Source organism: Marinobacter zhanjiangensis (genome assembly GCF_014651935.1).
Lineage (GTDB): Bacteria > Pseudomonadota > Gammaproteobacteria > Pseudomonadales > Oleiphilaceae > Marinobacter > Marinobacter zhanjiangensis.
In genome coordinates, this window is record NZ_BMXV01000001.1 from 132,971 (window position 1) to 159,083 (window position 26,113).

23 protein-coding genes and 1 riboswitch are annotated in these 26,113 nt (G+C 61.3%); of the genes, 5 read left to right on the top strand and 18 right to left on the bottom strand.

Translation table 11 applies throughout. The annotated features are described in order from the left end of the window. Positions 1-44 precede the first annotated feature (44 nt). The 4 genes from IE079_RS00615 to ggpS form a co-directional block, all read right to left on the bottom strand. A complete protein-coding gene (locus IE079_RS00615) occupies positions 45-1,364 on the bottom strand; it encodes a glycerophosphodiester phosphodiesterase family protein (RefSeq protein ID WP_227712223.1) in 1,320 nt (439 codons plus the stop codon). 149 nt (positions 1,365-1,513) lie between these two features. Continuing rightward, positions 1,514-1,765: a hypothetical protein gene (locus IE079_RS00620; RefSeq protein WP_189571317.1), complete on the bottom strand. Its 252-nt coding sequence runs from the start codon at positions 1,763-1,765 to the stop codon at positions 1,514-1,516. Positions 1,766-1,816: 51 nt separating this feature from the next. Next, positions 1,817-3,262, bottom strand: coding sequence for a sucrose phosphorylase (gene gtfA / locus IE079_RS00625; protein ID WP_189571319.1), 1,446 nt, complete (start codon positions 3,260-3,262; stop codon positions 1,817-1,819). A 35-nt stretch (positions 3,263-3,297) separates the two neighbouring features. Continuing rightward, the gene (gene ggpS / locus IE079_RS00630; protein ID WP_189571321.1) at positions 3,298-5,580 is read right to left on the bottom strand and encodes a glucosylglycerol-phosphate synthase; all 2,283 of its coding nucleotides are present in this window, start codon (positions 5,578-5,580) and stop codon (positions 3,298-3,300) included. Positions 5,581-5,857: 277 nt separating this feature from the next. Here ggpS and IE079_RS00635 point away from each other — a divergent pair, with 277 nt between their 5' ends. After that, positions 5,858-7,735 (top strand): MFS transporter, encoded by a 1,878-nt coding sequence (locus IE079_RS00635; protein WP_189571322.1) that lies wholly within the window; start codon positions 5,858-5,860, stop codon positions 7,733-7,735. Here the strand turns inward: IE079_RS00635 and IE079_RS00640 are convergent. From IE079_RS00640 to IE079_RS19060, 5 genes are all read right to left on the bottom strand, one after another. Next, positions 7,726-8,616 carry a DUF1853 family protein gene (locus tag IE079_RS00640; protein ID WP_227712224.1) on the bottom strand — a complete coding sequence of 297 codons (891 nt, stop codon included), beginning with the start codon at positions 8,614-8,616 and terminating at the stop codon, positions 7,726-7,728. The genes IE079_RS00635 and IE079_RS00640 overlap by 10 nt on opposite strands. Before the next feature lie 118 nt (positions 8,617-8,734). Continuing rightward, complete coding sequence (locus tag IE079_RS00645) at positions 8,735-11,992, bottom strand: efflux RND transporter permease subunit (RefSeq protein ID WP_189571329.1); 3,258 nt, start codon at positions 11,990-11,992, stop codon at positions 8,735-8,737. After that, positions 11,989-13,041 carry an efflux RND transporter periplasmic adaptor subunit gene (locus IE079_RS00650; protein WP_189571333.1) on the bottom strand — a complete coding sequence of 351 codons (1,053 nt, stop codon included), beginning with the start codon at positions 13,039-13,041 and terminating at the stop codon, positions 11,989-11,991. Before IE079_RS00650 ends, IE079_RS00645 begins: the two co-directional genes overlap by 4 nt. A gap of 149 nt (positions 13,042-13,190) precedes the next feature. After that, on the bottom strand, positions 13,191-13,541 hold the full coding sequence (locus IE079_RS00655; RefSeq protein WP_189571336.1) for a DUF1622 domain-containing protein: 351 nt from the start codon (positions 13,539-13,541) through the stop codon (positions 13,191-13,193). 149 nt (positions 13,542-13,690) lie between these two features. Further along, a complete protein-coding gene (locus IE079_RS19060) occupies positions 13,691-13,795 on the bottom strand; it encodes a DUF3024 domain-containing protein (RefSeq protein ID WP_227712225.1) in 105 nt (34 codons plus the stop codon). Between IE079_RS19060 and IE079_RS19065 the strand changes: the two genes are divergently transcribed. Next, positions 13,746-13,901, top strand: a complete 156-nt coding sequence (locus tag IE079_RS19065) for a CopG family antitoxin (RefSeq protein WP_373296159.1) — start codon at positions 13,746-13,748, stop codon at positions 13,899-13,901. The two genes, IE079_RS19060 and IE079_RS19065, sit on opposite strands and share 50 nt — an antisense overlap. 133 nt (positions 13,902-14,034) lie before the next feature. Here IE079_RS19065 and IE079_RS00665 read toward each other — a convergent pair whose 3' ends face one another. Both IE079_RS00665 and IE079_RS00670 read right to left on the bottom strand, forming a co-directional pair. Beyond that, positions 14,035-14,337, bottom strand: coding sequence for a type II toxin-antitoxin system RelE/ParE family toxin (locus IE079_RS00665; protein ID WP_189571339.1), 303 nt, complete (start codon positions 14,335-14,337; stop codon positions 14,035-14,037). Then, entirely contained in the window at positions 14,325-14,582 is a 258-nt protein-coding gene (locus IE079_RS00670; RefSeq protein WP_189571341.1) for a type II toxin-antitoxin system Phd/YefM family antitoxin, read from the bottom strand. Before IE079_RS00670 ends, IE079_RS00665 begins: the two co-directional genes overlap by 13 nt. Before the next feature lie 138 nt (positions 14,583-14,720). On the opposite strand from IE079_RS00670, the gene IE079_RS00675 reads away from it, so the two are divergent. Next, entirely contained in the window at positions 14,721-15,032 is a 312-nt protein-coding gene (locus IE079_RS00675; protein WP_189571344.1) for a type II toxin-antitoxin system CcdA family antitoxin, read from the top strand. Here the strand turns inward: IE079_RS00675 and IE079_RS00680 are convergent. From IE079_RS00680 to cobD, 5 genes are all read right to left on the bottom strand, one after another. Further along, positions 15,022-15,792, bottom strand: a complete 771-nt coding sequence (locus tag IE079_RS00680; protein WP_189571347.1) for an ABC transporter ATP-binding protein — start codon at positions 15,790-15,792, stop codon at positions 15,022-15,024. The two genes, IE079_RS00675 and IE079_RS00680, sit on opposite strands and share 11 nt — an antisense overlap. Then, the gene (locus IE079_RS00685; RefSeq protein ID WP_189572843.1) at positions 15,792-16,706 is read right to left on the bottom strand and encodes a FecCD family ABC transporter permease; all 915 of its coding nucleotides are present in this window, start codon (positions 16,704-16,706) and stop codon (positions 15,792-15,794) included. The genes IE079_RS00680 and IE079_RS00685 overlap by 1 nt, the downstream gene beginning before the upstream one ends. A gap of 46 nt (positions 16,707-16,752) precedes the next feature. Then, on the bottom strand, positions 16,753-17,643 hold the full coding sequence (locus IE079_RS00690) for a cobalamin-binding protein (protein ID WP_227712227.1): 891 nt from the start codon (positions 17,641-17,643) through the stop codon (positions 16,753-16,755). Between the two features lie 30 nt (positions 17,644-17,673). Continuing rightward, on the bottom strand, positions 17,674-19,506 hold the full coding sequence (locus IE079_RS00695; RefSeq protein ID WP_189571350.1) for a TonB-dependent receptor plug domain-containing protein: 1,833 nt from the start codon (positions 19,504-19,506) through the stop codon (positions 17,674-17,676). 129 nt (positions 19,507-19,635) lie between these two features. Continuing rightward, a riboswitch (cobalamin riboswitch) is annotated at positions 19,636-19,872 on the bottom strand. 2 nt (positions 19,873-19,874) lie between these two features. After that, positions 19,875-20,912 carry a threonine-phosphate decarboxylase CobD gene (gene cobD, locus IE079_RS00700; RefSeq protein WP_189571352.1) on the bottom strand — a complete coding sequence of 346 codons (1,038 nt, stop codon included), beginning with the start codon at positions 20,910-20,912 and terminating at the stop codon, positions 19,875-19,877. 259 nt (positions 20,913-21,171) lie between these two features. Here cobD and IE079_RS00705 point away from each other — a divergent pair, with 259 nt between their 5' ends. Both IE079_RS00705 and IE079_RS00710 read left to right on the top strand, forming a co-directional pair. Continuing rightward, complete coding sequence (locus tag IE079_RS00705; protein ID WP_189571356.1) at positions 21,172-23,043, top strand: putative nucleotidyltransferase substrate binding domain-containing protein; 1,872 nt, start codon at positions 21,172-21,174, stop codon at positions 23,041-23,043. Positions 23,044-23,057: 14 nt separating this feature from the next. Continuing rightward, a complete protein-coding gene (locus tag IE079_RS00710; protein ID WP_189571359.1) occupies positions 23,058-23,792 on the top strand; it encodes a 3'-5' exonuclease in 735 nt (244 codons plus the stop codon). A 12-nt stretch (positions 23,793-23,804) separates the two neighbouring features. Here IE079_RS00710 and msrA read toward each other — a convergent pair whose 3' ends face one another. Continuing rightward, positions 23,805-24,959 (bottom strand): peptide-methionine (S)-S-oxide reductase MsrA, encoded by a 1,155-nt coding sequence (msrA, locus tag IE079_RS00715; RefSeq protein ID WP_265013624.1) that lies wholly within the window; start codon positions 24,957-24,959, stop codon positions 23,805-23,807. Between the two features lie 251 nt (positions 24,960-25,210). Beyond that, positions 25,211-26,107 (bottom strand): SMP-30/gluconolactonase/LRE family protein, encoded by an 897-nt coding sequence (locus IE079_RS00720; RefSeq protein ID WP_189571366.1) that lies wholly within the window; start codon positions 26,105-26,107, stop codon positions 25,211-25,213. Positions 26,108-26,113 lie beyond the last annotated feature (6 nt).

Below are 26,113 nucleotides of genomic sequence, written 5' to 3' on the forward strand. Positions count from 1 at the left end.
CGCCGGGAAAGTTCATCGACGTCCGGAACGTCCCGGCTTCGGGCTTACCGAATACCCATACAGTTGGCGTAGTAGGTGGTGGTGGCCGGCCAGTCGGAGAAAATACCGATCACTCCCACGTCCCGTGCCAGTACATCAATCACGTTCATCACGTCGCCATCGTTATTGATGGCGTCGGTCACGGTCTGGTAGTACCAGCCACCGCCATCGGCCAGCGGGCCACTGCGTTCAACGGTCCAGGCGATCAGGTCCAGGCCGGCGGCACGGGCGTTCTCGGCGTACTCTGATGGCACGATTTCCTGGTGACCATTGAGAGTGAGCATTTTCCACAATGCTGGCGCCAGGACATTCACACCCCGGGCCTTGAGGCTTTCCATATAGGCCAGTGACGAGGTTTCCGGGGTGATGGCTTGCTGGTCCAGGAACACTGCCTGGCGGCCGAACTCCGGCATTTCGTTCACCCAGAACAACACGTCGTCCAGCAGGAACGACTGGGGCCACACGTCGCCCGGTTTAACACCGGCGTCGATATAATCCCGGATCATCTGGCGGGCATAATCCTGCTGGGTGTAATCCCCTTCGAAGGGCATATCCACTACGGGCGTTTTCAGTTCCGGTGTCATCCTGACGTCCAGGGCCTGGAACAGCTCGATGCTTTCCCGGTGGCTGAGCAGGGTGCCCCGGCTGGCGTAAAGATCGGTGCGCCAGTCGGCGGTGCCGCCCACATACTCTTCAGGTGTGGTTGCCATGGGGTTGGAGGCATCCATCTTGCCCTCCAGCGACTTGAACTCGTCCAGGGTGATATCGCTGGTACGACATTCCGCCCGGGCCGGCGTGCCGGATTCCGGGTCCGCCGGCACGAACGGCTGTGTGCACTTGGCGTTCAGCTCGGGAATGGTCACGATGTTGGTGGTGGTGTGCAGGTCGTTCTGGGCATGGCGGCACACCAGCTCGCGGTCCGCGGTAAACGCCACATCACACTCCAGAATACCGGCACCCATGTCTGCCGCCGCTACGTAGGACTCCATGGTGTGCTCCGGGAACTGCAGCGGTGCACCCCGGTGGCCAATGGAGAAATCCGTTGGCCGCATACGCTTGTTCTCACAGCGCTGCAGCCTTTTCTTGAGGCGACCCTCATCCATATCGTTGACCAGCCAGGCCGGGCGCGGGCCCAGATTGGCCTCGGCACGATGGTGGCGAAGGTCCTTTTTCAACCGATCGAACTTTTCCTGCAGGCGCTCCAGCCCCGGAGGCAGGTCGCCTTCATGCTGCCACCCCCTGGCCGACGCGGACATTGGCAGGGAAACCGCAGCCACCAGTGTGGTGACCGCGAGAACCGACGAACCCAGACGCTTGAGTTTCATAAACCGCTCCCTAGTTGAATACTGTGGCATGACCGTTCATGCCCCTCCAGTGTTCATGGCAAGCGTGACAGGGTTATGAACTCCTCGTGACCATCACCACCAGAACGCCCTGCCCCCTGGCGGTTGGGTAGACAGGCCCGCGCCCCCGATCAGCCTTCGGGCCGGCGATCACCGTTGATGAAATTGGCCACGAACACCGCCTGGCCGTACTGTTCGAAGGCCCATTTCATGGTGTCGGAGAGCACCCGCATGACCTGGTCGTACTCGCCGAACACCTGGGTGCTGATGCGGTTGGCGTGAACCTCCAGGCCACTGCGTTGGAGGCGATCGATCACATCGCGGATGGGTGGCTTATGGTTGTCCGTGAACGGGTAGAAACTGAGTTGGACAGACAGGTACATGGCCATCTCCCTGTAAAGTTGCCAGTGATTATCTCAGCGTAGCACACCTTTTCAGCACTCCAGGGTCCGCTCACTGAAGCCGTTATCCGGGTCCAGGTAACGGATGCGGGCAGTATTGAAGTTCAGGTCCACGAACACGTGACAATAGTAGTCACCGTGACGCCAGGCCATGGCCACGCTGGAACTGTTGGAATAGTTCAGCTCGAAGCGCCCGTCGAATGCCGGGTACTGGCTGCGGAACCGCATCAGCGTCAGCAGGCGTTTGACCACCGGTTGCTGCATGGCCTCGTCGGTTTCTTCCAGGGAATAAAAATGCCGGTTGATGTCCCGCAGCTCGCCGGTTTCGTCCATCAGCTCCTGATCGTTACAACCGGCCATCAGGCCTACGTAGTAGACTTGCGGAATGCCCGGGGTGAAAAACTGGATCGCCCGCGCCGCGATATAGGCATCGTCGTTCTGCATCAGGGCATCGTAGAAGGTGCAGGTCAGCTGGTAGATGGAGCCGACGCTGTGAATGTTGGCCGCCGACCGGCGCAGGATCGGGTCGGCGCTGCGGGCGTCGATGTTGTCGATCAGATCCTGAATGGCCTGGTCCGGCAGCACGCCCTCCACGTCGGGAATACAGATGCCGTCGTGGGTGTCCAGCACGGTGATCTGATTGCGCGGGCACATGCGCAGCCAGTGCTTGAGGTACACACTGTTGGCAGCCATCAGTGAATAGAGAACCAGCGGCGGCAGGGCAAAGCCATAGGGGTGCATGTTGCGCCGGCCAATGGCGTACTGGTAGCTGGTGTGGTCATGGACTTCCGGCAGACACTCAGCGCCGTAGTGATGGGCCGTTTCGTTCACCCACTCGAGGATACGGTACACCTCCGGCTCCACCAGGAAACAGCTGGTGCCGATACGCTTGGTGGTATAGCCGAAGGCATCCAGCCGCAGCAGTTTGATGCCCTTGCTGGTGAGAAAATGGATGTAGTGTTCCATCAGCTCGTAGGTCTTGTGCGACTCGTAGTTCAGGTCGATCTGCCGTTCCGTAAAGGTGCACCAGACCTGCCCGGTGCTGCCATCCGCAAAGGTCACATCCCGGAAGGGCTCCTTCTCCTTGCGGATATGGATCTTGGCGAGGTCGTCCGGGCTGATTTCGCCGAAGGTATGAACGTGCACGAACAGGTCGGCGTACTCGGACTCGTAGCCATGTTTCACGAAGTCCAGAAACTCCGCGGACTGGTCGGAAATGTGGTTCACCGTCAGGTCGGCGCAGATGTCGTAGTCTTTCGCCAGGCGCTCGATATCCGACCAGTCGCCGTAGGCGGAGTCCACCTCGGTGTGGGTCAGGGGCGAGAATCCGCCGTCGGCGTTGGAAGGATAGAACGGCAGGATATGGGCGCCACCGATGGCGCCCTCCAGATGACGCTCGATAAAGGTGCCCAGGTCCGCCAGATTACGACCAATCCGGTTGGGGTAGCACATCAGCTGGACGGCATTACGCAGGCTCATTGCAGCTCCCTGTTATTCGGTGGATTCAGATTCTTTCAGGCGACTGAAGTGAGGGGCTTTACCCGCTTGCCCTGACTGGCCAGGCGCTTTTTTCGGCACTCTCCCACGGCCTCCAGGAATTCCCGGCCCCACAGTTCAATATCATAGTGGCTGACCACCTCGTAGCCTTTCTGCAGGCGGTCCCTGGCCTCGTCCTTCTGCATGGCCAGGGCCAGGTAACAGGTGCGGGCCATCTCCACCGGGTCATGGGGGTTGGTAAGCAGGGCGCCGCGCAGCTCCGCCGCCGCACCGGCAAATTCCGACAGCACCAACACGCCGCGGCCATCAGTCATGCCCTGGGCGGCCACGTATTCCTTGGCCACCAGGTTGAGACCGTCACGCAGCGGGGTAATCCACATCACGTCGGCCATGGCGTACCAGGCCACCAGTTCCTCGAACGGGAAACCCCGGAAGAAGAACTGGATCGGCGTCCAGCCCACCCGGGCGTACTGGCCGTTGATGCGACCCACCGCCTGTTCGATGTCCGTCTGCAGCTGGCGGTAGATGGTCATCTCCCGGGCCGCCGGCACGCAAACCATCATCAGAGTGACCTTGCCCACCAGTTCCGGGTGTTCATCCAGCAGACGGTCAAAGGCCTCCAGTTTTTCCAGGATGCCCTTGGTGTAGTCCAGGCGCTCCACCGACAGCACCAGCCGGGTATTGTCCAGCTCTGTGCGCAACTCCTCCATTCGCTGTTGCACCGAGTCCTGTTCCAGGGCCCGGGCCACGCGGCTCAGGTCTAGCCCCACTGGGTGGGCGCCCAGCCCGATTTCACGATCGCTGACGCGGATAGTGGTGGTCATCTCGTCCAGCCCCACGGCACAGCCATAGGTCAGAAAGCGGGGGGCACAACCAGCGCGATCCACCACTTCCAGCGGAGTGACACCCCGGGCCACATCCACGAAGTTTTCCGCCTGACGGGGAATATGGAAGCCAATGTAGTCACACTGCAGCAGGCTGCCGACAATCTCCCGGCGCCAGGGCAGCACGTTGAACACGTCGGCCGAGGGGAAGTAGGTGTGGTGGAAGAAGGCAATGGTCAGGTCCGGGCGCAGTTCCCGCAGGAACGCCGGCACCATCCAGAGGTTGTAATCATGAATCCAGACCACGGCGTTTTCCGAGGCTTCCGCCGCGGTGCGCTCGGCAAACAGCCGGTTCACCTTGAGGAAAACCTGCCAGTGATCCTCGCGGAACGTGGCCCGCTCCCAGAAGGTATGCAGGGTGGGCCAGAAGGCTTCCTTGGAGAACTGCTTGTAGAAGATATCCACGTCCTCCTTGGTGAGCTGCACCCGCGCCGCCCGCAAACGGGCATAACGGCTGGTGTCCACCTCGGTATGGGTCTCGAAGGCACCCAGCGACGGGTCGTGCACCGACCAGGCCACCCAGGAGCCGGCCTTGCCGTCAGCAAAGAAGCTCAACAGCGTGGGGATGATGCCGTTGGGCGAAGTCGGGCGCCGGCGTACCAGGGTGCCGTTCTCCACCACTTCCTCATAGGGCAGGCGGTGGTAGACGATCACCAGGTCGGACTTGCCGGGCTTGAGGATATCCCGGGCCTCGGCTGCCAGCCCATGGGGGCCCAGGAAGCCGAAGTGGCCGATAGCCTCGAGAATGCCGCCACAACCCGACAGGGTGGCGTGGTAGACCCGGGCGCGGCTCTCGGTGGCGTCCAGCAGGCCGGGCTCCGACTCGCCCACGCACACGCCGATAAAGCCCTGCTCGAACATGGACAGGTCGTTGAGGGTGTCGCCGGCTACCAGCACATTTTCCGGGTCGGCGCCCAGGTGATTCACCAGGTCCCGCAGGGTGCGCCCCTTGTTGACCTCCGGCGGCAGCACGTCCAGGTACAGGCCGGCGGAATACAACAGGTCGCAGGACAACTCCCGGACCGCCGCGAGAACCTCATCGGTGACCGCGTCCGGTTCACACAGGAACGAACAGCGGCGTTCCTGGGGGACTTCCTGGCGGCTGAGGCCGTCAAACGCGGCCATCACATCCTCCACCACGTGCTCCCCGGGCCAGCGCTTCTCGATCTCCGCCTGTATCTCGATGATCGGCTGCTGGGTTGCTCCTTCCACCACGGTGCAACCCACATCGCAGATGATGTAATCCGGCTGCGGCAGGGTCGGGTCCGACAGCAGCGGCAGCACCGACTCCAGCCCGCGCCCGGTAACGTAGACGAGGGTCAGGTCAGGATGGGTGGAGATCAGCTGGTAGAGTTTCAGGCGATTTTCCGGATCGCCGGCGAGAAAGGTTCCGTCCAGATCAGTGGCAAGTATCACGGTCACTCCCGGCCATGGGCCTCGGTTGCATGGTGTGTCCTTACTCCCTGTGAGTGCAGATTCTGTGCCGGTAACCGTTTTTCCACCGGCTTTTCAGCCACTAGGCCGGGATTGTTCGCACTCCATTTGATTGACGGGCCGGGGAGGCTGCTATTTCGCACCATTATGGCGCATAACGCCGCATGTGCCGCTGTGCTATTCATGCCGGCAACTGTTGCCAGATCACACAGTACGGTTCGACTACAATGACGTTTCCCGAACAAGGAGATCAGTGCCCATGGAAGACAAGAGCCAGTTTCGCCTGCTGTCCGAGCGACGGTTCCTGCCCTTTTTTCTGACCCAGTTCGCCGGCGCCTTCAATGACAACCTGTTCAAGAACGCCCTGCTGCTGATCGTGACCTACAGCGCCGCCGGCCTACTGGGCATGCCACTGAATGTGGTCACCAACCTGGCGGCCATGCTGTTCATCCTCCCGTTTTTCCTGTTTTCCGGTATTGCCGGGCAGGTGGCAGACCGCTACGAGAAGTCCTCAGTGATTCGCTGGATCAAGCTGGCGGAGGTAGTGATCATGGCGCTGGCAGCACTGGCCCTGTGGTACAGCTGGTATGAGGTTCTGCTTCTGCTGCTGTTCCTGACCGGCATCCAGTCCGCCTTCTTCGGGCCGGTCAAATACGCCATCCTGCCCCAGGTGGTGAAGGACCAGGAACTGGTGGGCGGTAATGGCCTGGTGGAGACGGGCACCTTCATCGCCATCCTGCTCGGCACCCTGGTGGCTGGAGTGATGATGAAATGGCCCCAGGGACAGCAACTGGTGGCGATGGCTGTCGCCCTGCTAGCCCTCGCCGGGCTGGTCTCCGCCCTGCTGATCCCGAGGGCACCCGCCGCGGCCCCGGATCTGAAAGTGTCCCTGCATCCGCTGCGGGAAACCTGGAAGCTGATGGCCATTGCCCGGGAGAACCACCGGGTTTTCCTCGGCATTCTGGCGATTTCCTGGTTCTGGTTTCTGGGCACGGCCTACCTGACCCAGTTCCCGAATTTTGCCAAGTCTGCTCTGCTGGGCGACGAGACCGTAGTTACCCTGTTGCTGGCCATTTTCATCATTGGTGTGGCCGCCGGCTCGATCGCCTGCGAGCGTCTGTCCGGACACCGCATCGAGCTGGGCATTGTGCCCATCGGCTCCCTGGGCCTGAGCCTGTTCGGTGTCGACCTGTACCTGAACATGCCCGAGCAGCCGATACCCTCGGACTGGTGGATGATTCTTACCGACGCCTACTACCGCCAGGTGGCCATCGACCTGCTGGCCATCGGCATTTTCGGCGGGCTGTTTATCGTGCCCCTGTACGCCTTTGTGCAGCGGGAAACCGTGCCGGACAAGCGCGCCCGGGTGATTGCCGCTCTCAACGTATTCAACTCCCTGTTCATGGTGGCCAGCGCACTGCTGGGCATATTGATGCTCGGCCTGTTCGGGCTGAGCATTCCCGAGTTCTTCCTGGTACTGGCCGTCATGAATCTGGTGGTGTCTGCCTTCGTGTACCAGCAGGTGCCGGAGTTCGCCCTGCGCTTCGTGATCTGGGTCTTGTCTCACACCATCTACCGGGTGCGGCATTATGATCTGGAACGTATACCGGAAGAAGGCCCGGCGCTGCTGGTGTGCAACCATGTGTCCTACGTGGATGCCTTGGTGATCGCCGGCGCCGTCCGCCGCCCGGTGCGCTTCGTGATGGACTACCAGATTTTTTCCATCCCCTTGATCGGCAGCTTCTTCCGGCTGGCGAAGACCATTCCCATCGGACCGAAATCGAAGGTGCCCGACATCTACGAGGCGGCTTTTGATCGCATCGACGATGAGCTGGCGGCGGGCAACGTGGTGTGTATTTTTCCAGAGGGCAAACTGACCCGGGATGGCGACATCAATACGTTCAAATCGGGAGTCGATATGATTCTGCAACGCCGGCCGGTACCGGTCGTACCCATGGCGTTGCAGGGACTGTGGGGCAGCTTCTTCAGCAACCGCGGCGGGCCGGCCTTCCGGCACTTACCGAAGCGGTTCTGGTCGAAAGTCCACCTGCGGGCCGGCGACCCCGTGCCACCAGAGCAGGCGTCGATGGCCACGCTGGAACAACAGGTTCGCGAGCTTAGGGGCGATCAACTCTGATCCCGCATTCTATCTGGCCAGCGAGATGGCACCACAAAGGTGCGCGCCGTCTCCTGCCAGAGGCCGCTGCCGGGGGCCTGCGCCAGGGCGGCGAAGAGCCGCGGCCGGTACTGTTCCTCCACGCTGGCCAGGGCCTCGGCGGACACGGCCTCATCCGGCCGCTCCGCCTGTGACCAGGGGCCCATCCAGTGGGGCTTGTGCAAGGGGACCCAGTGACGGGTATCCACGGACAAGGTGTCCTGGTGATAGAGCCAATGCCCACGCAAGTGGTCCCGGGGCACGAAATCCGGCAGGTCGACCTTCTGAGCAGCAGGGTAGAACAGATAGCCGGGCATGAACACCCGTGGCACCACGGGCCCGTCGATGCCCAGCTCCGCCAGCAGTGCCCGGGTTTCCGGCCGTTCACCCTGACGGCTCTGATGGTCGAGCAACCGGTGGGCCTTCACATCCAGCCGGTCATGGCTGTTGGGGCCATACCACAGCGTGTTGCACCCTTTCCCGCCATAGCCAAGGTAGAACTTCACCGCAATTTCGTGGTGTTCAACGGCACCGGTACGGGGGTTACGCAACACGAAGTCCAGCTCACCCAGGGTTCGCCCGGCGGCATCCCGCACCTGCAGGTTCTTCGCCAGCAGGGTCCAGCCCATCAGTTGTGTCACCACGCATTCGTAGAGTCGTTCGAAGTAATAGCCCAGGCGGGGATTGGCGGGCTCAGTCAGGGATGCAGGGCGGGTATCCGGCTTTGCCTCCCAGCCTGCCAGCCGCGAGCGCCAGTCCTCCGGCAGATAATCCGCCAGGGCAAAGGTCTGCGGGCTGTCAAGCAGCTGTGGCGCCTGACAGAGCCAGGCCACGTGATTCGCGGGGCGCCATGGCTGGTGCACGGAGCTCTCTCCTGAGCGGGAAGTTGTCACCACCATAGCAGCACCCGGGTATCCCCTGAAGCGCGGCGAACAACGCGTTTCTGCACGTTCAATCTCCCTGTTGTGAGCCGCGCAAACCTCAGGCCTTCTCCTGGTCACCGACCGGCCCCAGCCAGCCACAGCGGGCGAAGGTGTAGTACAGCAGGGGCACGACCACCACCGTCAACAGTGTCGACAGCGCCAGCCCGAACATCAGCGAAATGGCCAGTCCGTTGAAAATGGGATCATCCAGGATGAAGTAAGCCCCTACCATGGCCGAGATGGCCGTGAGGGCGATGGGTTTGATCCGGACCGCTCCCGCCAGCACCACCGCCTCGCCCAGTTCCACGCCCTCGTCTACCAGTTGCCGGATAAACACCACCAGCAGAATGGAGTTGCGGACAATGATGCCCGCAAGGGCAATCATCCCGATCATGCTGGTGGCGGTGAATTCCCGCCCCAGCAAGGCGTGGCCGGGCATGATGCCGATCAGCGTCAGCGGTATGGGCGCCATGATCACCAGCGGCAGGATATAGGAGCGGAACTGAGCGACCAGCAACACAAAGATCATGAAGATCCCCACGCTATAGGCAGCACCCATATCCCGGAAGGTCTTGTAGGTGATTTGCCACTCACCATCCCATTTCAGAGCGCCTTCCCCCGGCAACACTGGCTGGCTGATGAAATACTGCTCCGGCGCGCCCGGGTCCTGCTTCAGCATCTCCACCATATCGAACATGCCATACAGGGGTGAATCGATCTCACCGGCCATTGACGCGGTCACGTAGGTGACTGGCAGCAGATCCTTGTGATAGATCGCACCCATCCAGTCCGCTTCCCGAACCTCGGCAATACTGGCCAACGGCACCAGCTGGCCGCTACGGCCGCGCACGTTCACGGACAACAGAGCAGAAGGCCGGGCCTTGTCCCCCTCTCCAAGGATGATTCGGATCGGCACCGGATACTTGGCGTGTTCATCGTGCAGGAAGCTGATATTCCGACCGCCCAGGGCTGTTTGCAGGGCTATCACCACCTGGGCCTCGGAAACACCCAGGCGGGCAGCCCGGGACCGGTCCACGATTACCTCCCACTGCCGGGTAGGCGCTTCGAGGGTGGTATCGATCTCCACCAGACCTTCCACTCTGGTCATTTTCTCGGCCACCCGGATGGCCAGCTCGGCACGGTGCTCGTTATCCACGGCGTAGATTTCCGCCACTACCGGCGCGAAAACCGGGGGTCCGGGGGGCACTTCGACCACCTTCACTTCAGCATTGTACCGATCACCAATGTCCGTCAGCGGTCCGCGCAGGGACTGGGCGATGGCGTGAGATTGCCGCACCCGATTTTCGTCACCAACGAGGTTGACCTGGATATCGCCCTGATAAGGCCCGCTGCGCAGATAATACTGCCGCACCAGGCCATTAAAGTTGATCGGAGATGCGGTACCGGCATAGGTCTGCCAGCTTACCACCTCGTCGACGGTCTCCAGGTAGTGGCCCATCTCCAGCAGCACACGTTGGGTCTGTACCATGGGCGTGCGCTCGGGCATATCTACCACAATCTGCAGTTCGGACTTGTTGTCGAACGGCAGCATTTTCAGGATCACGGCCTGGAACACCGGCAACGAAACTGCGGCAACCGTTAGCAACACCACCACCAATGCCAGCAATCGACGCCGCCAGGCATGGTCGCCGAGAAATGGCGATAGCAGGATCCGGAACACCCGAAGGGACTTGGGGTTGACCCCGTCGGCCGAATTGGAAGCCTCGCCCGCCTCTTCAGCCGCTTGCCCTTTCTTGTGCCGCAGTAGACGGAACGCCAGCCAGGGCGCCACCACAAAAGCGACGATCTGGGAAATTACCATGCCAGCAGAGGCGTTGATCGGAATCGGGCTCATATAGGGGCCCATCAGGCCACTGACAAAGGCCATGGGAAGCAGTGCCGCCATGATGGTCAGACTGGCCATGATGGTCGGCGTGCCCACCTCGTCCACCGCCACCGGGATTATTTCCTTCACCGCTCGGCGGGAACTCTGGATGCGACGATTGACGTTTTCGGTGATAACGATACCGTCATCCACCAGAATGCCGATGGAAAAAATCAGCGCGAACAGGGACACCCGGTTAAGGGTAAAGCCCCAGGCCCAGGAGAACACCAGGGTCAGCAACAGGGTGATCATCACCGCAATCCCGACGATCAACGCCTGCCGCCAGCCCATGGCGGCCAGGACCAGAATCATCACTGCCAGAGTGGCGGAAATCAGGTCCGATATCAGTGTGCGGGCTTTCTGCGAGGCCGTCTCACCATAATTACGGGTAACCAGCACTTCCACACCCGCTGGCAGAGATCGGTTGCGCAGCCGTTGCATGCGTTTCTCGATGGCGGTGGTGATATCGATGGCGTTCTCGCCGGGTTTCTTGGCGATGGCCAGCGTGACCGCAGGGTAAACCTGACCAGGCTCATGGGAGGACCCGGTTTGCGCGCCCGGGCCGAAGCCCGTCATCACGCTCTGATCCGCGACGGTGCCACCCCGACGGACCCATGCCACATCGTCCAGGCGCACGGCAGCACCGTCGTGCATGCCGACCACCAGGCTGCGCACGTCTCCCACGGTTTCCAGCAACGTGCCCACCTGCACCGGTATCGACAGATTATTGCGGGTCACCCGGGATTCCTGACTACTGGCGTTAGCCGCCTGAAGGGCATTCTGGATGTCGCTGACCGTCAGTTGAAAACCGGCCAGCAGGGCCGGATCAAAGACAATATCAACACGGTCCGGTATTCCGCCCACGGTGTAGATATCCCGGGTACCAGGCACCTGCTTGAGAGCCACCTCCAGCGTGTGGGCGAGGCGAGTCAGCTCCTCACCGGTGTGACCATTTACCGGATCGTAAAGTGTCAGGGTCATCACCGGCACATCGTCAATACCCCTGGGCTTTATCAGGGGCTGGGTCGCACCCAGATTGGCAGGTAACCAGTCCTGGTTGGAGTAGACCTTGTTGTAAAGGCGGACGAGCGCCTCCTGTCTGGGCACACCGACTTCAAACTGAACCGTAATGACTGCCTGGCCCTGACGCGATACCGAGTAAACGTGCTCGATCTCCTGAATTTCGCTCATCACCTGTTCGGCGGGAGTGGCGATGGCGCTTTCCACCTCCCGGGCACTGGCACCGGGGAAGCCCACAATGATGTCGGCCATGGTAACGTCAATCTGCGGCTCTTCTTCTTTCGGGGTAATGATCACCGCCAGGATACCCAGCACCACCGCCAGCACCGCCAGCAACGGTGTCAGTTTGCTATCCTGGAAAACCCGGGCAATGGCACCGGAAGGTCCAACGCGCGGCTTTTCGTCGCTCACCGGCTTTCCTCCCCGCCAGGCTCGGCGGCGTCAGGCAGAGTCAGGCGCTCGCTGCCCACCAGTTCAGACGGATTGGTCACCACCCGCTCGCCCTCACTGACGCCCGCCAGAATTTCCAGCCGGTCGCCATCGAGGACGCCCGTGCTTACCTGGCGAAGGCGAGGCTGGTCGTTACTGCCCAGGATATACACGGCCCTGAGTTCACTGCGATGTATCAGGCTACTGGCCGGCACCCAGAGACTCTCGCGACTGCCGACCGGAACGCTGACCTTCACCAACATGCCGGGGAACAGGCTGCCATTGGGCTCGGTCAGACTCATGCGGAGGCGAAAGGTATGTGTCCGGGGATCAGCGTAGGGGTAAAATGTCATCTCGCCGGTTTCCAGTTGGCGTCCAGCGCCCAAGGTTACCAGCGCCCGGCGCTGGCTCCTCGCGATGTCGGCATACTGCTGCGGCAGGTCCACCACCACCCGCAATTGTTCGAGGGACAGGCCGCTCAATAACGGCTGGCCGGGTCTGACGGCTTCGCCGATGTCCACATGCCGTTCGGTGAGGATGCCATCATAAGGTGCAACAACGCGGGTGTAGCTGAGCTGCTCACTGGCCACTGCCACTGCCGCCTCGGCACTCCTCACCCGGGCCCTCACTGCTGCCAGGTTATTGCGAGCCTGGTCATACTCCTGCTGCGACACCAGCCCCTCACCCTGTAACGCTTCAATCCGGTTAAACCGCTGGCGTGCATCTGACAGGCCGGACTGTGCTTCTTCCAGGCCGGCCTCCGCCTGGTTCAGCCGCGACTGCTGTTCGCTGTCTTCCAGACGCACGAGCAATGCCCCGGCAGGTACGGAGTCATCCACATCGAACGGTAATTCCATCACCGTGCCGCTGGTCTGCGCGGAGACCGTGCTTTGCTGCACCGCCTCGATCAGGCCATCGAGTTGCAGAACCTCCCTGAAAACACCACGCTCCACCTCGTTGATCTGGAGCTCTGCAAGCGCAGACCCCGCCATCACCCAGAGGAAAAGCAGGCACCAACGAAAAACCATCATTGTACTGGCTCCAGATCTGGCTAACCTTTGATATTGTTATATCGTTATAACACACATTCCTGATGCGAGACACTACCGGTGCGGCCGCCACCAGAGTACAAGAGTAGACCAGGAAAACACTCGGGCTGGCCGGCGGGGCTGACAACCAACTACGGCTGACCCTGCCAGGGCCATTTACCGGACATTTCCACTTCCAACGTCAGGCTGAGGAAGGTACGGATAAGCACAACGATGGCCAGAACCCCTACTGTTTCAAAGGTCAACTCGACGGCCACCGTGTAAATAATGTCCGATGCAATCAGAAACTCAAGCCCAAGCAAAATGCCACGACCAAGTGATTGACGAAGCTCCTGAAAAATGGATTCGCTCTCTTCCTTTTTGAGAATCCGGGCTATAGCGTCATACAACACATAAAGTGCAAACAGTGTAATAACGCCGATTCCGATGGTTTCAATCAAAGCGGCGCACCAGGCCGCTACGGGTGCTATAAAGTCAATCACATTATCTCCTTGTGTAACCTGGTACGTCTTTGTTCATCGACGCCGGGCACGGAGGCGACCCTGAAACGGGGCAAAGCCGACCTCTGAAGAAAGCGTTTTCCAGACGGGAAGCCGGAATCGTGGCATCCGGTGCATGGTTTGGCTATTTGTTACCCGAAAAAACAGCCATTTTTGTCAGTATTCACGATAGCAAAAAATTCCTCGATGGAGGGCGACCCAGGTTGTGGCGTATACGAGTGCCATACAGGCCGCATTGTCCTCGACCGGATCAAGATCGAGGCTAACAAGCGGGATATGCCCTATCAGTCTTTGATCAAGGCCTGGCTTGCGAATGACGTGAACGAAAATCGTCGGGCCTGAGGTGCTAACGAAGCTTTTCGGCAGTTTTGAAGCCGCGCAGCGGCGGAAAAAAAATCCGGCAACAGCGGCTGGTTAAAGGGCTATCGTTCACCTTCCAGCTCGTGCCATACCCTTAGAATAGTGGCGCGCCTGATTAGCTGTTCCCAAGCATGTAGGCACGAAGCTGCCGCTCCTCTCGCATAACATAGAGGACGAGAACCCGCTGCTCATCCTCACGATAGAAAATGCGACACGGTGGAACCACTACCTCCCTGTATACCGAATCAGGGAGCTCTGTAGGAATCCGCCCGGATTGGGGGAAATCTTCCAGGCGGTCGGTTTTATCGAAAACTTCCTGGACCAGATGACTTGCGGCACCAGGTTTATCCAGAGCAATGTACTCAGCGACGGCATCCAGTTCTTGAAGGGCGGGCTCCGTCCAGATTACTTCAGCCATTTACTCATTTTCTCCCTGGCCTTACTTTGACTGTACGTTCTTCCCTCAAGTACAGCTCGCTCTCCTCGTGAGAGCCCCTCAAGCAGCTCAAGCCGACGCTGCATGAACTCGTAATCCTGCACATCAACAAGATAGGCCGATGGCTGGCCATGTTCCGTGATCAGTACCGGCTCTTTGGACAGATGCAGGTCTGCCAAGATTTTTGTGGCTTGGCGCTTAAGGTTTGTAACAAGCTCAACTTTCATGGGCTCACCCTGAATCAGACTAATAGTGTCACTATAGTATCACTACTCAGGAGTGGCAATCCGGGCTAACGCCGTGGGTTGGCGGCGCGCCCGAGCGCCAGCGTAGGTGCGTCCGACAACAGCCACTTGGAGGCTCCAATGGCCGAACTCTACAACTCAGCAGCACCCAAAAAAGCGGCGAACCTCTCAATCAATAGCGATCTGTTGCGTAAGACCCGTGACCTGAACATTAACTTGTCTGCTACCCTAGAACGAGCTCTGAAAGAAGAGCCCTCTAAACGCGTGGCAGAACAATGGGTTGAAGAAAATCGGGCTGCGATACGAACGCGTTTGCTGAACTCCATGCCGCATGGGGTGCTTCACATCCGCGAGTCGCCAGATACTGTATCCACAGCGTGTCCCGGAAGATCTCACCCGGCTTCAGTCCTTCCACCAAAGTTCAGCTCCTGACAGGCACAAACACCGGCGCCCCATCAGCCTCCACCGTAATCAGTTTCTGGTTATACAATCGCTCCAGCACCGATGGCATCAGCATCTGCTCCGCTGGCCCCCAGCAGGCCTCGCCATTGGGGAACAGCAATAACAGGTGATCACACCAGCGGGCGGCCAGGTTCAGATCGTGCAGGCACATGAAGACTACCTTGCCGGATTTCGCCTGATCCTCCAGTAGCCGCAGCACCGCCACCTGATGATGCAGATCCAGGTGGTTAGTGGGCTCATCCAGCAGCCAGATATCCGGGTTCTGGGTCAGTATGGTGGCAATGGCCACCCGTTGGCGCTCACCCCCGGACAGGGTGTTCACCAACCGGTCCGACAGGTGCGCTACATCCAGCGCTTCCAGGGCCTGCTCTGCCAGGGCCAGGTCGTCGCCGCCCTCCATCTGCCAGGGAGACAGCCAGGGGTGGCGACCGATCAGGGCGGTTTCCAGCACCGTAGCCGGGAAACCGTCCTGGCGGTCCTGGAACACCAGCCCCAGCCGTTGAGCGACGATGCGCCGCCGCAACGCCGACAGTGAGCGCTCACCCAGCCGCACCTCTCCCTGCCGTGGGGGGCGTAGTCCCGCCAGGGTATGCAACAGCGTGGTTTTGCCCGCGCCGTTGGGGCCCAGAACGCCCCACGTCTGGCCGGCTTCAACCGTCAGATCCAGTGGCGAACCATTCGCCCTGCCAGGAATGTCGATCACCAGTTGGCGGGTCTGCAGCGCTTCCATCAGCGGCTCCGGTACAGCAGGTAGAGAAACGTAGGCACACCCAGCAACGCGGTGATCACGCCCACCGGCAGCTGTTCCGGGGCAATCACCACCCGGGCCAGGGTGTCTGCCAGCACCAGCAGGGCACCGCCACCCAGGGCGCAAGCAGGAAGAATAACCCGCTGGTCGTTACCCAGCAGCAGGCGCAGCATATGGGGCACCACAAGGCCGACAAAACCGATGCTGCCGGCTGTGGTGACGGCGGTGGCGGTCAACAGGCTGGCGCCGATATAGATACCCCATTCCATGGGGCGCACATTCACCCCCAGGGCAGCCGCCTGCAGGGGGCCACGAGCCAGCACGTTCAGACTGCGTCCGGCGGGCAGCACCAACAGACAGGCCAGTAGCAAAAGCACAAACGCCGGCCAGGGCGTACCGGCATAGGCCACATCGCCCATCAGCCAGTAAAGCATGCCGGGCAGGTCCCGGGTCGGGGCAATCGCCAGCATCAGGGTGATGACCGCACCCCAGCCGGCGGCAACGACCACCCCGGTGAGCAACAGGCGGGACGGCGTCCAGCTGCCGGTGCCATGGGCCAGTCCGAATACCATCAGGGTCGACAGCAGCGCGCCGCCAAAGGCCGACGCCGTAACAATTACCCCGGCCAGCCCCGCCAACATACTCAACAGGGCCCCCACCGCCGCGCCACCGGAAAGCCCCAGCACATAGGGGTCTGCCAGCGGGTTGCGCAAGAGCACCTGCATCAGGGCGCCGGCCACCGCCAGCAGGCCGCCGGTGGCAAAAGCAGCCAGTGTTCTTGGCAGGCGCAGCTCCAGCACCAGCGTGCGGTTCAATTCGCTGCCGCTGCCGGTCAGTGCCGCCAGGGTGTCGGCAAGGGATAACCCGGCACTGCCCACGCTGACGGACAGCACCATGGTGGCCAGCCCCAGCAGGGCCAGCAGCACCAGCGGACGAAAGGCCTCAGAGGCGGGCACGGGCCTGCTCCAACAGGTCGCACAGTTCCCGGGTGCCGTCCAGCATACGGAAGGTGGCCCGCTGAAGCAGATCCGGCGAGACAAGGAAGAGATTGTCGCTGGCCACGGCGGCAAGCGTCGGGTAGTCCCGCCAGCGTTCCAGCCAGCTCTGGTCAGCCTCCCCCCTGCCGGCGGTCACGATCACTTCCGGGTTCGCGGCCAGCAGCGTTTCCACCGACAGGCGGGGCACCAGCCGCGGCAGGTCCGTAAACACGTTGGTGCCGCCGCACACCTGAATGGCCTTGCTGATCAGCTCTTCGCCGTTGACGGTCATCAGTGGCTGGTCCCATACCTGGTAGAACACTCGCACGGGTTCGGATGCCCCGTGCCGTGACTGTAAGGCCTCGATGCCGGCCAGAAAGTCCCGGGCCTGCCGCTCTGCCAGCTCGGGGTGACCGGTCAGCAGACCCAGGGTTTTTACTGCCGCGGCAATGTCCTCAAAGGTTCGCGGTGCCAGCCAGAACACGGGTACACCCAGCTCTGGCAGCCGGTCCAGCTGCGCCCTGGAGTTGCCATCCGTCCAGCCAACGACCAGATCCGGCTCCAGGGCGAGGATCGCCTCCAGATCCACCCGGTCGCTGTTCCCCACCCTGGGCAGCTCCCTGGCTTCCGGCGGGTAGTCGCTCCAGGCACTAGCGCCTACCAGGGCATCTCCGGCACCGGCCGAGAAGATCAGCTCGGTGGCACCGGGGGAGAGGGAAACAATGCGCCCGGCGGGCTTATCCAGGCAAACCTCCCGCCCGAGGGCGTCATGGACACAACCCGGTTGCGCCACCACCGAGGCCGGTGACAGCAAAAAGAGCAGAAAGACCATAGTGGTCAGCCCGTTTTTACTCATAAGAGGTCCACAACCGCCTGAGTTATAGATTTACCGGCTGAAATCATAACGTAACGACGCCATATAGGTGCGCCCCGGTGCCAGATAATCGAACGGTTCGAAAGTAACGCTGTCACTCCCCTGGCTCGTGGTATAGCGGCGGTCCAGTACGTTATCTACCTTGAAGCTTGCGGACCAGCCCGGCATGAAGTTCCACGCAGCGCGCAGATCCACCGTGCCATAACCGGGCAACAGGCTGGTGTTCTCTGGATCGTTATAGCGATCACTCTCAGCGATGAGACTGGCACCCACAGACCACTCACCAAATTGCCGGTCAGCGTCCAGTCTCAGGTTTTTGGTGGCGCGGCGCGGCAGACGGGCTCCGGTATCACGGTTTTCCGAGTCAGCGTAGGTCAGCGCGGCGACAAGGTCCCAGCTTCCGGTTTCATATCCGGATGACAACTCCACACCACGAATTCTGGCTGTTTCTATGTTTTCCATGGTGCCCTGCCAGGTGACCGGGTCAGACACGTAGGTGATCAGGTCGTCCACATCATTCTGATACACGGCCACATCCCAGAACCAGCTGGCATAGCGGCCGGAGAAACCGAGCTCCACCATCTGGCCCTGCTCCGCACTCAGGTCCGGGTTACCGGTATAAAAAGGTGTGGTCAGATACAGGTCATTGAAGGTAGGCGCCCTGAAAGACGTTGCATAGCTCACCCGCACACGGTGCGCCCGGTCAAACTGATGGCCGAAGGCAATGCCGCCGGTCTCCTCTTTACCGAAGGCCTCGTTATCATCCAGACGCAGGCTCAGCATCAGCTCAGTGGGGCCGAAGTTCAGGCGCCCCTGGCCAAAGACTGCGGTATTGGTGCGGCTGGTTTCGGTAAAGTCATCACTACCATCCACTTCGTCCACCATGACCTCGGAGCCCAGCACCAATTCATGGCTGCCGGCGGTCAGAGTGTTGTCCCAGCGAGCAGAACGGGACAGGCTATTATAGGTACTGGGGTAGCTACCGAAGGTTTCCTGCTCATCCCTGGACTCGGAGAACTGGATTCGCGTGCGCCAGTAGTCACTGGCAACGGCTTCAAGATACAACCCGACCGCCCTGATCGTGAAATCGGTATCGCCACCTTCAAATTCAGTATTTCCCTCGGACTGGAAAACAGTCAGCCCTGCCCCGCCCCCTTGTTCAAAGCGATGACTCAGTTTGGCGAGTCCGCCTGCGTTACGGAAGCCCTTGTCCTCACCACCAGAGCGCAAGTTCGTACCATCGGTATCGGAATACAGGCCACTGGCCAGATACGATGTTTGCCCGACCCGGCCTGCAACACCCACATTGGTTTCACGGGTTTCATGGGAGCCGCCGGTAACCTCAGCCCAGCCCTGGCGGTCGGCGTCGGGCTCCAGCGTAAATGCCTGGACCACGCCGCCAACGGCATCAGCACCATAAAGCGAACTCTTGGCGCCACGCACCAGCTCAACACGCCCCATCAGATCGGCAGGCAGAAACTGCCAGGGGGGAATGCCGGCCGTTCCAGAGCGCAACCGGATGCCGTCGAGCAGCATTACGGTACCGGAGCTACCAGCGCCGCGCAGAAACAGACTGGTGGTCTTGCCATAGCCCCCCTCCGAAGCCAGGTTCACCCCCGGTTGGCCCCGGAGCAAGTCGCGGAATTCAGTCGGTTGCTGGCGCTGAATATCCGCCTCGTCAATTACCGTGACAGAAGAAAGGCTCTCGCCAACTGTTTTCGGACCCAGCGTGGCCGTTACCACGATCGGATCAAGGGCTTCTGTTTCGGAAGATTGCTGGGCAACAGCATTCAGGGAAGGGGAGAGCAGGGAGACACCTGCCACAATAACGGTAAACCTGACCATCGGACTACTCCACAAACCGCGCGCACCCGCACGGGGTTACAAGACATACATTGCGGAGTGGTCAGTGGGGCAGGCAGGACGGAGGGCAGGATAATACCGGGAGTCGCCTACCCGAGCAGCCCTCCGCAACTCCGGGTGTGTTTACAGGCCGGTCTCCGGGCTTATGAGCGAACCCTGGTCAGGTTCCGGTTAACCGCCTTCCCACGCCGTAGGCGCAGTGGCTGTATTGGTTAACCCGGTGGCTGGTCTGGCCACTCATCTCAATTACCGTTGCGGGGGCAGCGTCGGGATTGCCTCAGGGCGCACCGACTTCCCGTTTCATCCCGTGCCACGATGACAGCAGGACACCTGAAAAACAGGGCGACAGGCTAGCAACCCGCCCTGCCCTGGTCAACGACATTCATCAGGTGCTGCAGGGTCCGTTTCAGGCGCTCCCACTCGAAACTGTCGCCGGGCAGGCCGATGCGCAATGCGGGCGGATCGTCGAAATACCGCACCAGGATGCCGCGGCCGGCAAGGAAGTCCGCCATCAGCGCGGCATCGGGATGGGCCAGATAGCGATACAACAGGGTACCGGTGGTGGCCGGCAGGCCCATGCCCTGCAACAAGCGATCCAGACGATCACTGTCGGACCGCAGCTGCTCCAGGGCCTGTTGCTGCCAGATCGTGTCCTTCAGTGCCCGCGCCATGATGTATCGGGCCGGGGAACTGAGCGACCAGGGCCCCAGCCGGGCGGCCAGGGCGTCGGTAATGGCTGGCTCGGCGAACACCGCCCCGGCCCGCACCCCGGCGAGCCCGAAGAACGGACCCAGCGACTGCAACACCACCAGCCCCGGCGCGGATGACATGGGCACCAGGCTCAGGCCCTGATAACCGGCAGCAAACGCTTCATCCACCACCAGCCAGCCGTCACGGCCCACCAGCTCCGAGTGCCAGTCCAGCAGCCGTTCACGGCCCACCGTCTCGCCGGTGGGGTTGTTCGGGTTGGCCCACACCAGCACATCCAGTGAGCGCAGCCAGTCATCCCCCCGGCGAACCTGCTCCGGCGACACCATCACCACCTGGTGGCCGGCCAGGGCCCAGCAGCGCGCATGTTCCGAGAATCCGGGCCCGGGCACACCTACCCGGCAGGGCGACCGCAACAGGGGCAGGGCCTGGATGGCCGCCTGACTGCCAGGCACCGGCAGACAGCCGGCACTGCCAGGTGCCCGTCTGGTCTCCCGCAACACCAGGTCAAGGCCATCGTCCTCCTGCGGCAACTGTCGCCACACCCGGGCAGGCAATGGCGGCACCGTCCAGCCCCGCCGGTTGATGCCCGTCGACAGGTCCAGCCAGTGATCCAGGGGAACGCCCCAGCGTCGGGCGGCTTCGATCAACCGGCCACCATGGGTGGGCATCCTGTTCATTCCATACCTCCCGTAACCACCAAGTCACAACCATCGCGATTGATTGCCCGACTTCCCATGCCTGTCAAAGACACAGTCTACGTAACCGGGGCACCGTCCTGACACGGACCGCCGCACATCCCGGGATTTTCCACCCAAGCCGCCAGCGGACCACCACCCGGTCGCTGCCCGGCCCACCCTGACCGGACGCGCTGCATTCGCGGCACCACCGGTTTGCCTGCTATATTGCGTAGAACATAACAGGATTACAGGTTCGACCATGCAAGCGGAACTGATCGACATCCGGAATCACCTTCAGCAACACTCCCCCTTTTCCGAGCTGCCTGAGTCGATGCTGGATGAGGTGGCAGGCAGTATCGAGATTGCCTACTTCCGGGCCGGCGCACAAATCCTGGAGCTGGGCCAGAAGAATACAGACCTGCACTACATCCGCAGCGGTGCCGTGGAGGTCTTCCGGCGTTCTGGCGAACTCTATAACCGGGCGGGCGAAGGTGAGATCTTCGGTCAGTTCGGGCTGCTGATGGGCCGTCAGGTGCGTTTTCCGGCCATCGCCATCGAGGACACGCTGGTTTACCTGATCCCCTACCCGATGTTCCAGCGCCTGTTCGATACCCAGGAAGTGTTCGCCGACTTCGTGGAAATCGAGGATAACAACCGGTTGCGAAGCGCCGTGAGAAGCTCACAACAGGGCAATGAGCTGATGACCTCCCGCGTGTCGCGGCTGATCAACCGGAAACCGGTGATGGCTCCGGCCACTGTCCGTCTCCAGGAAGCCGCCCGCATCATGACCGAGCAACGGGTATCCGCACTGCCCCTGATTGAGGGCAGCGGCGAGAACGTGGGCGACCTGGTGGGCATCATCACCGACCGGGACCTTCGCACCCGCGCCGTAGCCGATGCCCTGCCATCGGAAACGCCGGTTGCCGACATCATGTCCCGGAAACTGATCACCATGCGGTCGGATGCCTTCATCTTCGAAGCCATGCTTGAGATGCTGCATAACAACGTGCATCACCTGCCGGTGGTGGCCAATGGCAAACCCGTTGGCGTGATCGCCCTGTCTGACATCCTCAAGTACGAATCCCAGAACAGCCTGTATGTGGTCAGTAATATCTACCGGCAGCAGGACGTGAAAGGTCTGAAAGCGGTCAGCAAGGACGTGCGGGCCAGCTTTGTGCGCATGGTCAACGAAGACGCCAACTCCCACATGATCGGCAGCGCCATGGCCGGTATCGGGCGCAGCTTTACCCAGCAACTGCTGAAACTGGGCGAGGAGAAACTGGGTCCGCCCCCCGTGCCCTACTGCTTCCTTGCACTGGGCTCCATGGCCCGGGACGAGCAGCTTCTTGTGACCGACCAGGACAATGCCATGGTACTGGACGACAGCTTCGACCCGGAGCAGCACGACGAGTACTTCCTGGCGTTAGCGAAATATGTCAGTGACGGCCTGGCGGAGTGCGGCTACACCTACTGCACCGGTGACATTATGGCCACCAACAAGAAGTGGCGACAGCCACTGTCGGTATGGAAGAGCTATTTCATTGACTGGATCGACAACCCCAAGGCAGAGGCCTTGCTGAACAGCAACATCTTCTTCGACCTGGACGGGGTGCACGGGGAAATGAGCTTTGCCGAAACCCTCAAGGAGCTGATTGCCACCCGGGCCCAGAACAGCCAGCGCTTTCTGGCGATGCTGGCCCGCAATGCCCTGAACCGTACGCCACCGCTGGGTTTTTTCCGCCAGTTTGTGCTCGAGGAGAACGGCCAGGAACGCAAGACCTTCAACCTGAAGCGTCGTGGCACGGCACCGGTGTCCGACCTGATCCGGGTGCATGCCCTGGCCTGCGGCTCCCGCCGGCAGAACTCCTTCGGCCGGCTGACAGACATCGCCAAGACCCGGCTGTTGCCGGATGACGGCGTGGACAACCTGCGGGACGCCATGGAGTTTATTGCCATCGTGCGCATCCGCCACCAGGCGCTGGCCCTGGAAGAGGGTCGCGAACCGGACAACAACGTGCGACCGGAAGATCTGTCACCGTTTGAGCGCAGTCACCTGAAAGAAGCTTTCCAGATTGTCAGCCAGTCCCAGAAGTTTCTTCGGTATCGCTACAACGCCACTATTCCCAGGTAGCTTGCGGGAGCACCATGAGCAACAACGAACAGCAGCCAACCCCGGACCAGCCGGCCCGTGGCGACTGGCCCGGCCGGTTGGCGGCGCTTGCCGGCGAAGCCAGAGACCCACGGCTGAAGGCCTTCTACGAGGCCGGCTGTGTAGCCCCGGAAACACCCATGTCAGAGGTGCCGATGGTAGCGGTGGACTTCGAGACCACCGGGCTGGATCCGGACCAGCACTCCATTGTCAGCATCGGCCTGGTGCCCTTCACCCTGGACCGGATCAGTCTGCCGGGGGCCCGGCACTGGGTGGTCAGGCCGGCCCTGCCCCTGCATCAGACATCGGTGACTATCCATGGTATCACCCACTCGGATATCGAAAACGCGCCGGACCTTGGGGAAATTCTGGGGGATCTGCTGCCGGCCCTGGCGGGCCGTATTGTCGTGGTGCACTACCGCGCCATCGAACGACCCTTCTTCAACGTGGCCATGCACTGGCGCCTCAAGGAAGGCATCGATTTTCCGCTGATCGACACCATGGCCATCGAGTCGCACCTGCACCCGGATCGCAACCCCAGCCGGTGGCAGAGATTACTCGGACACCAGCCGGTATCCATCCGGCTGGCGGACAGCCGGCAGCGATACCATCTGCCCCACTACCCCGGCCATAATGCCCTGATTGATGCCATTGCCACTGCCGAGTTGCTACAGGCGCAGATCCGGCATCATTTCGGACCGGATACGCCCGTCCGCGACCTCTGGCTGTAGAGCGCCGGGGGCTCAGGGCTCCCGGACCTCGTCAATGTACTCACCGTAGCCGGCGGCTTCCATCTGGTCCAGCGGGATGAATGCCATAGCGGCGGAATTCATGCAGTAACGCAGCCCGGTGGGGGCCGGGCCATCGTCAAACACATGCCCCAGGTGCGAGTCGGCGTTTTGGCTGCGGATTTCGGTGCGGCTCATCCACAACTTGTTGTCTTCCCGCTCCACCACGGCATCCGGGCTGACCGGACGGGTAAAACTGGGCCAGCCAGTGCCGGACTTGTACTGGTCGCGGGAGGAGAACAGCGGCTCACCGGAGACAATATCCACGTACAGGCCCGGCTCCTTGTTGTCCCAGTAAGGGTTGTCGAAGGCCCGCTCGGTGCCGTCTTCCCGGGCAACCTCGTACTGCAGATCCGTCAGATGACTGCGCAGGGTATCCTCGTCCGGCATTGTGAAGCTGTCGGCGTCAAAGCCCGCGCCCGTGACAATGCGACTGAAGGAGCCAGCGTCGTTGCCGGCATTGTTGCCATCGGACCCCGGCCGGAACTGCGAGAAATCCAGGTCCTGCTCTTCTTCCGTCCAGTACTCGTCGATGAACTGGAAGCGACCACTGTTGAAGGTGTAGACCTTGTAGCGGATCGGGTTCTTCTTGTAATAGTCCTGATGATATTTCTCGGCGTCGTAAAACTGATCCAGCTCCGTGATTTCAATCACCACCGGGTCGTCATAGCGGCCGGATTCCGCCAGCGCCTGCTTTGACGCTTCCGCCGCCCGTTTCTGTTCCTCGTTGTGGTAGAAGATGGCCGGGCGGTACTGCTGGCCACGGTCCACGAACTGGCCGTCGGCATCAGTGGGATCCATAAACCGCCAGAAGCCTTCCAGCAGCCCTTCGTAGGTCATTTTATCCGGGTCATAGTACACCTGTACCGCCTCGGTGTGACTGGTCTGCCCGGAGGCGACCTGTTCGTAGGTGGGCGACGGCTCGGTACCGCCAGCATAGCCGGAGACAGCCTCCACCACACCGGGAATCTTCTCGAACCCGGCCTCAACACACCAGAAGCAGCCACCGGCAAAGGTGGCCACCGCCAGGTCCGGGTCGTCCGGGGCAAACTCCGACTGTTCGCTGTTGTCCTGAGCTCCTGCAAATGCCCACGCCATCAGCGCGCCCATAGCGATCAGAGCCATCAGGATTGTTCGTTGTCTTGACACATTAGCCCCCGTTAGTCAGTGACACCGGTCAGGCCGGCTGCCAGTGAGGTGTTTCATGAAGCTTAGAGGGGCAAACCCGTCGGGGGTTCCCCCTGCCCTGCCACCTGTATACGAAAGACAGGACTAAAGAGTGCAATGGGGAGCCCGAAGGTAACCGAAGTGCATCGGAAAGTGTCCCGGGCCAGGTCGGCCCGGGAAGGGGATGAAAATCGTCAGGGATTGCCGGCGTGGGGGACCGACACCCGTGCGGTATACAGCGCGGCCTCGTTGGCCTGCTTGCGGCGTTTGGCGGACGAATCCGGGGCACAGCACATAAGCAGCGTGCGGCCATCGGTATCGCCCAGCATGCAGGCAAAGACACCCAGACCGTCGGGCGCCCCGATCTCGTCGGTGATTTCACCACCCTCGGCAACGCGGATACAACGCTGGTTGAAGGCGTCGGCTATCCAGATCTGGCCTTCGGCATCAAGACTACAGCCGTCGGGGCCTATGGCAAGCTGCTTGAGCATATCGGCCCGGGGGCCCACTGCCGGCCGGGGGCCAAACTCGGCCCAGTCCCGGCGATCATAGAGCTCACCGTCATCGGCAATGGTGAAGGCGGTCATGCGGTTGCCGAAGGTCTCACCCACCACCAGGGTTTTCTGATCCGGGGTGATGACCATACCGTTGGGGAAATAAAGGTCCTCGGCGGCGACGCTGAGGTTGCCTTCCGGGTCAATCCGCATCAGTTTCGCCGGTGCCAGGTCGGCCCCTGCCATCAGGTCGAAACCGAAGTTGCCCACCCAGGCATTGCCATCATTGGCCACCACCAGATCATTGACGTGGCCGGTGGCATGGTCGGACAGATCCGCGTATTCGCTGACCTCGCCATCCGGCGACCGCCGCATGACCTTGCGGTCTACCATCGAGACAAACAGCAGTGAGTCATCCGGCAGCCAGCCCAGTCCGGAAGGCTGATGAGGCGCGTCGAGCACCTTTTCCACCAGCCCGTCCACGGTCACCGTATAGACGGCCTGACGGTAGAAATCCGATACCCACCAGCGGCCATCGCGCCAGCGGGGTCCTTCAAAGAATTGTCCGCCGTCGGTAAGCAGGTTGACGTCTGCCATGGTGCT

Excerpts from the sequence above, each read along its gene's own strand:
- IE079_RS00685 (WP_189572843.1), bottom strand. The coding sequence starts at position 16,706 with ATGGTGCTGTCCGTCAGCGTGGGCAGTGCCGGGTTATCCCTTGCCGAC.
- IE079_RS00720 (WP_189571366.1), bottom strand. The coding sequence starts at position 26,107 with ATGGCAGACGTCAACCTGCTTACCGACGGCGGACAATTCTTTGAAGGA.
- cobD (WP_189571352.1), bottom strand. The coding sequence starts at position 20,912 with ATGAACAGGATGCCCACCCATGGTGGCCGGTTGATCGAAGCCGCCCGA.
- IE079_RS00675 (WP_189571344.1), top strand. The coding sequence starts at position 14,721 with ATGGCCGAACTCTACAACTCAGCAGCACCCAAAAAAGCGGCGAACCTC.
- IE079_RS19060 (WP_227712225.1), bottom strand. The coding sequence starts at position 13,795 with ATGCGGCCTGTATGGCACTCGTATACGCCACAACCTGGGTCGCCCTCC.
- gtfA (WP_189571319.1), bottom strand. The coding sequence starts at position 3,262 with ATGAGCCTGCGTAATGCCGTCCAGCTGATGTGCTACCCCAACCGGATT.
- IE079_RS00615 (WP_227712223.1), bottom strand. The coding sequence starts at position 1,364 with ATGAAACTCAAGCGTCTGGGTTCGTCGGTTCTCGCGGTCACCACACTG.
- IE079_RS00635 (WP_189571322.1), top strand. The coding sequence starts at position 5,858 with ATGGAAGACAAGAGCCAGTTTCGCCTGCTGTCCGAGCGACGGTTCCTG.
- IE079_RS00710 (WP_189571359.1), top strand. The coding sequence starts at position 23,058 with ATGAGCAACAACGAACAGCAGCCAACCCCGGACCAGCCGGCCCGTGGC.
- msrA (WP_265013624.1), bottom strand. The coding sequence starts at position 24,959 with ATGGGCGCGCTGATGGCGTGGGCATTTGCAGGAGCTCAGGACAACAGC.
- IE079_RS00670 (WP_189571341.1), bottom strand. The coding sequence starts at position 14,582 with ATGAAAGTTGAGCTTGTTACAAACCTTAAGCGCCAAGCCACAAAAATC.
- IE079_RS00705 (WP_189571356.1), top strand. The coding sequence starts at position 21,172 with ATGCAAGCGGAACTGATCGACATCCGGAATCACCTTCAGCAACACTCC.
- IE079_RS00680 (WP_189571347.1), bottom strand. The coding sequence starts at position 15,792 with ATGGAAGCGCTGCAGACCCGCCAACTGGTGATCGACATTCCTGGCAGG.
- IE079_RS00650 (WP_189571333.1), bottom strand. The coding sequence starts at position 13,041 with ATGATGGTTTTTCGTTGGTGCCTGCTTTTCCTCTGGGTGATGGCGGGG.
- IE079_RS00695 (WP_189571350.1), bottom strand. The coding sequence starts at position 19,506 with ATGGTCAGGTTTACCGTTATTGTGGCAGGTGTCTCCCTGCTCTCCCCT.
- IE079_RS00665 (WP_189571339.1), bottom strand. The coding sequence starts at position 14,337 with ATGGCTGAAGTAATCTGGACGGAGCCCGCCCTTCAAGAACTGGATGCC.
- IE079_RS19065 (WP_373296159.1), top strand. The coding sequence starts at position 13,746 with ATGGAGGGCGACCCAGGTTGTGGCGTATACGAGTGCCATACAGGCCGC.
- IE079_RS00620 (WP_189571317.1), bottom strand. The coding sequence starts at position 1,765 with ATGTACCTGTCTGTCCAACTCAGTTTCTACCCGTTCACGGACAACCAT.
- IE079_RS00690 (WP_227712227.1), bottom strand. The coding sequence starts at position 17,643 with ATGAGTAAAAACGGGCTGACCACTATGGTCTTTCTGCTCTTTTTGCTG.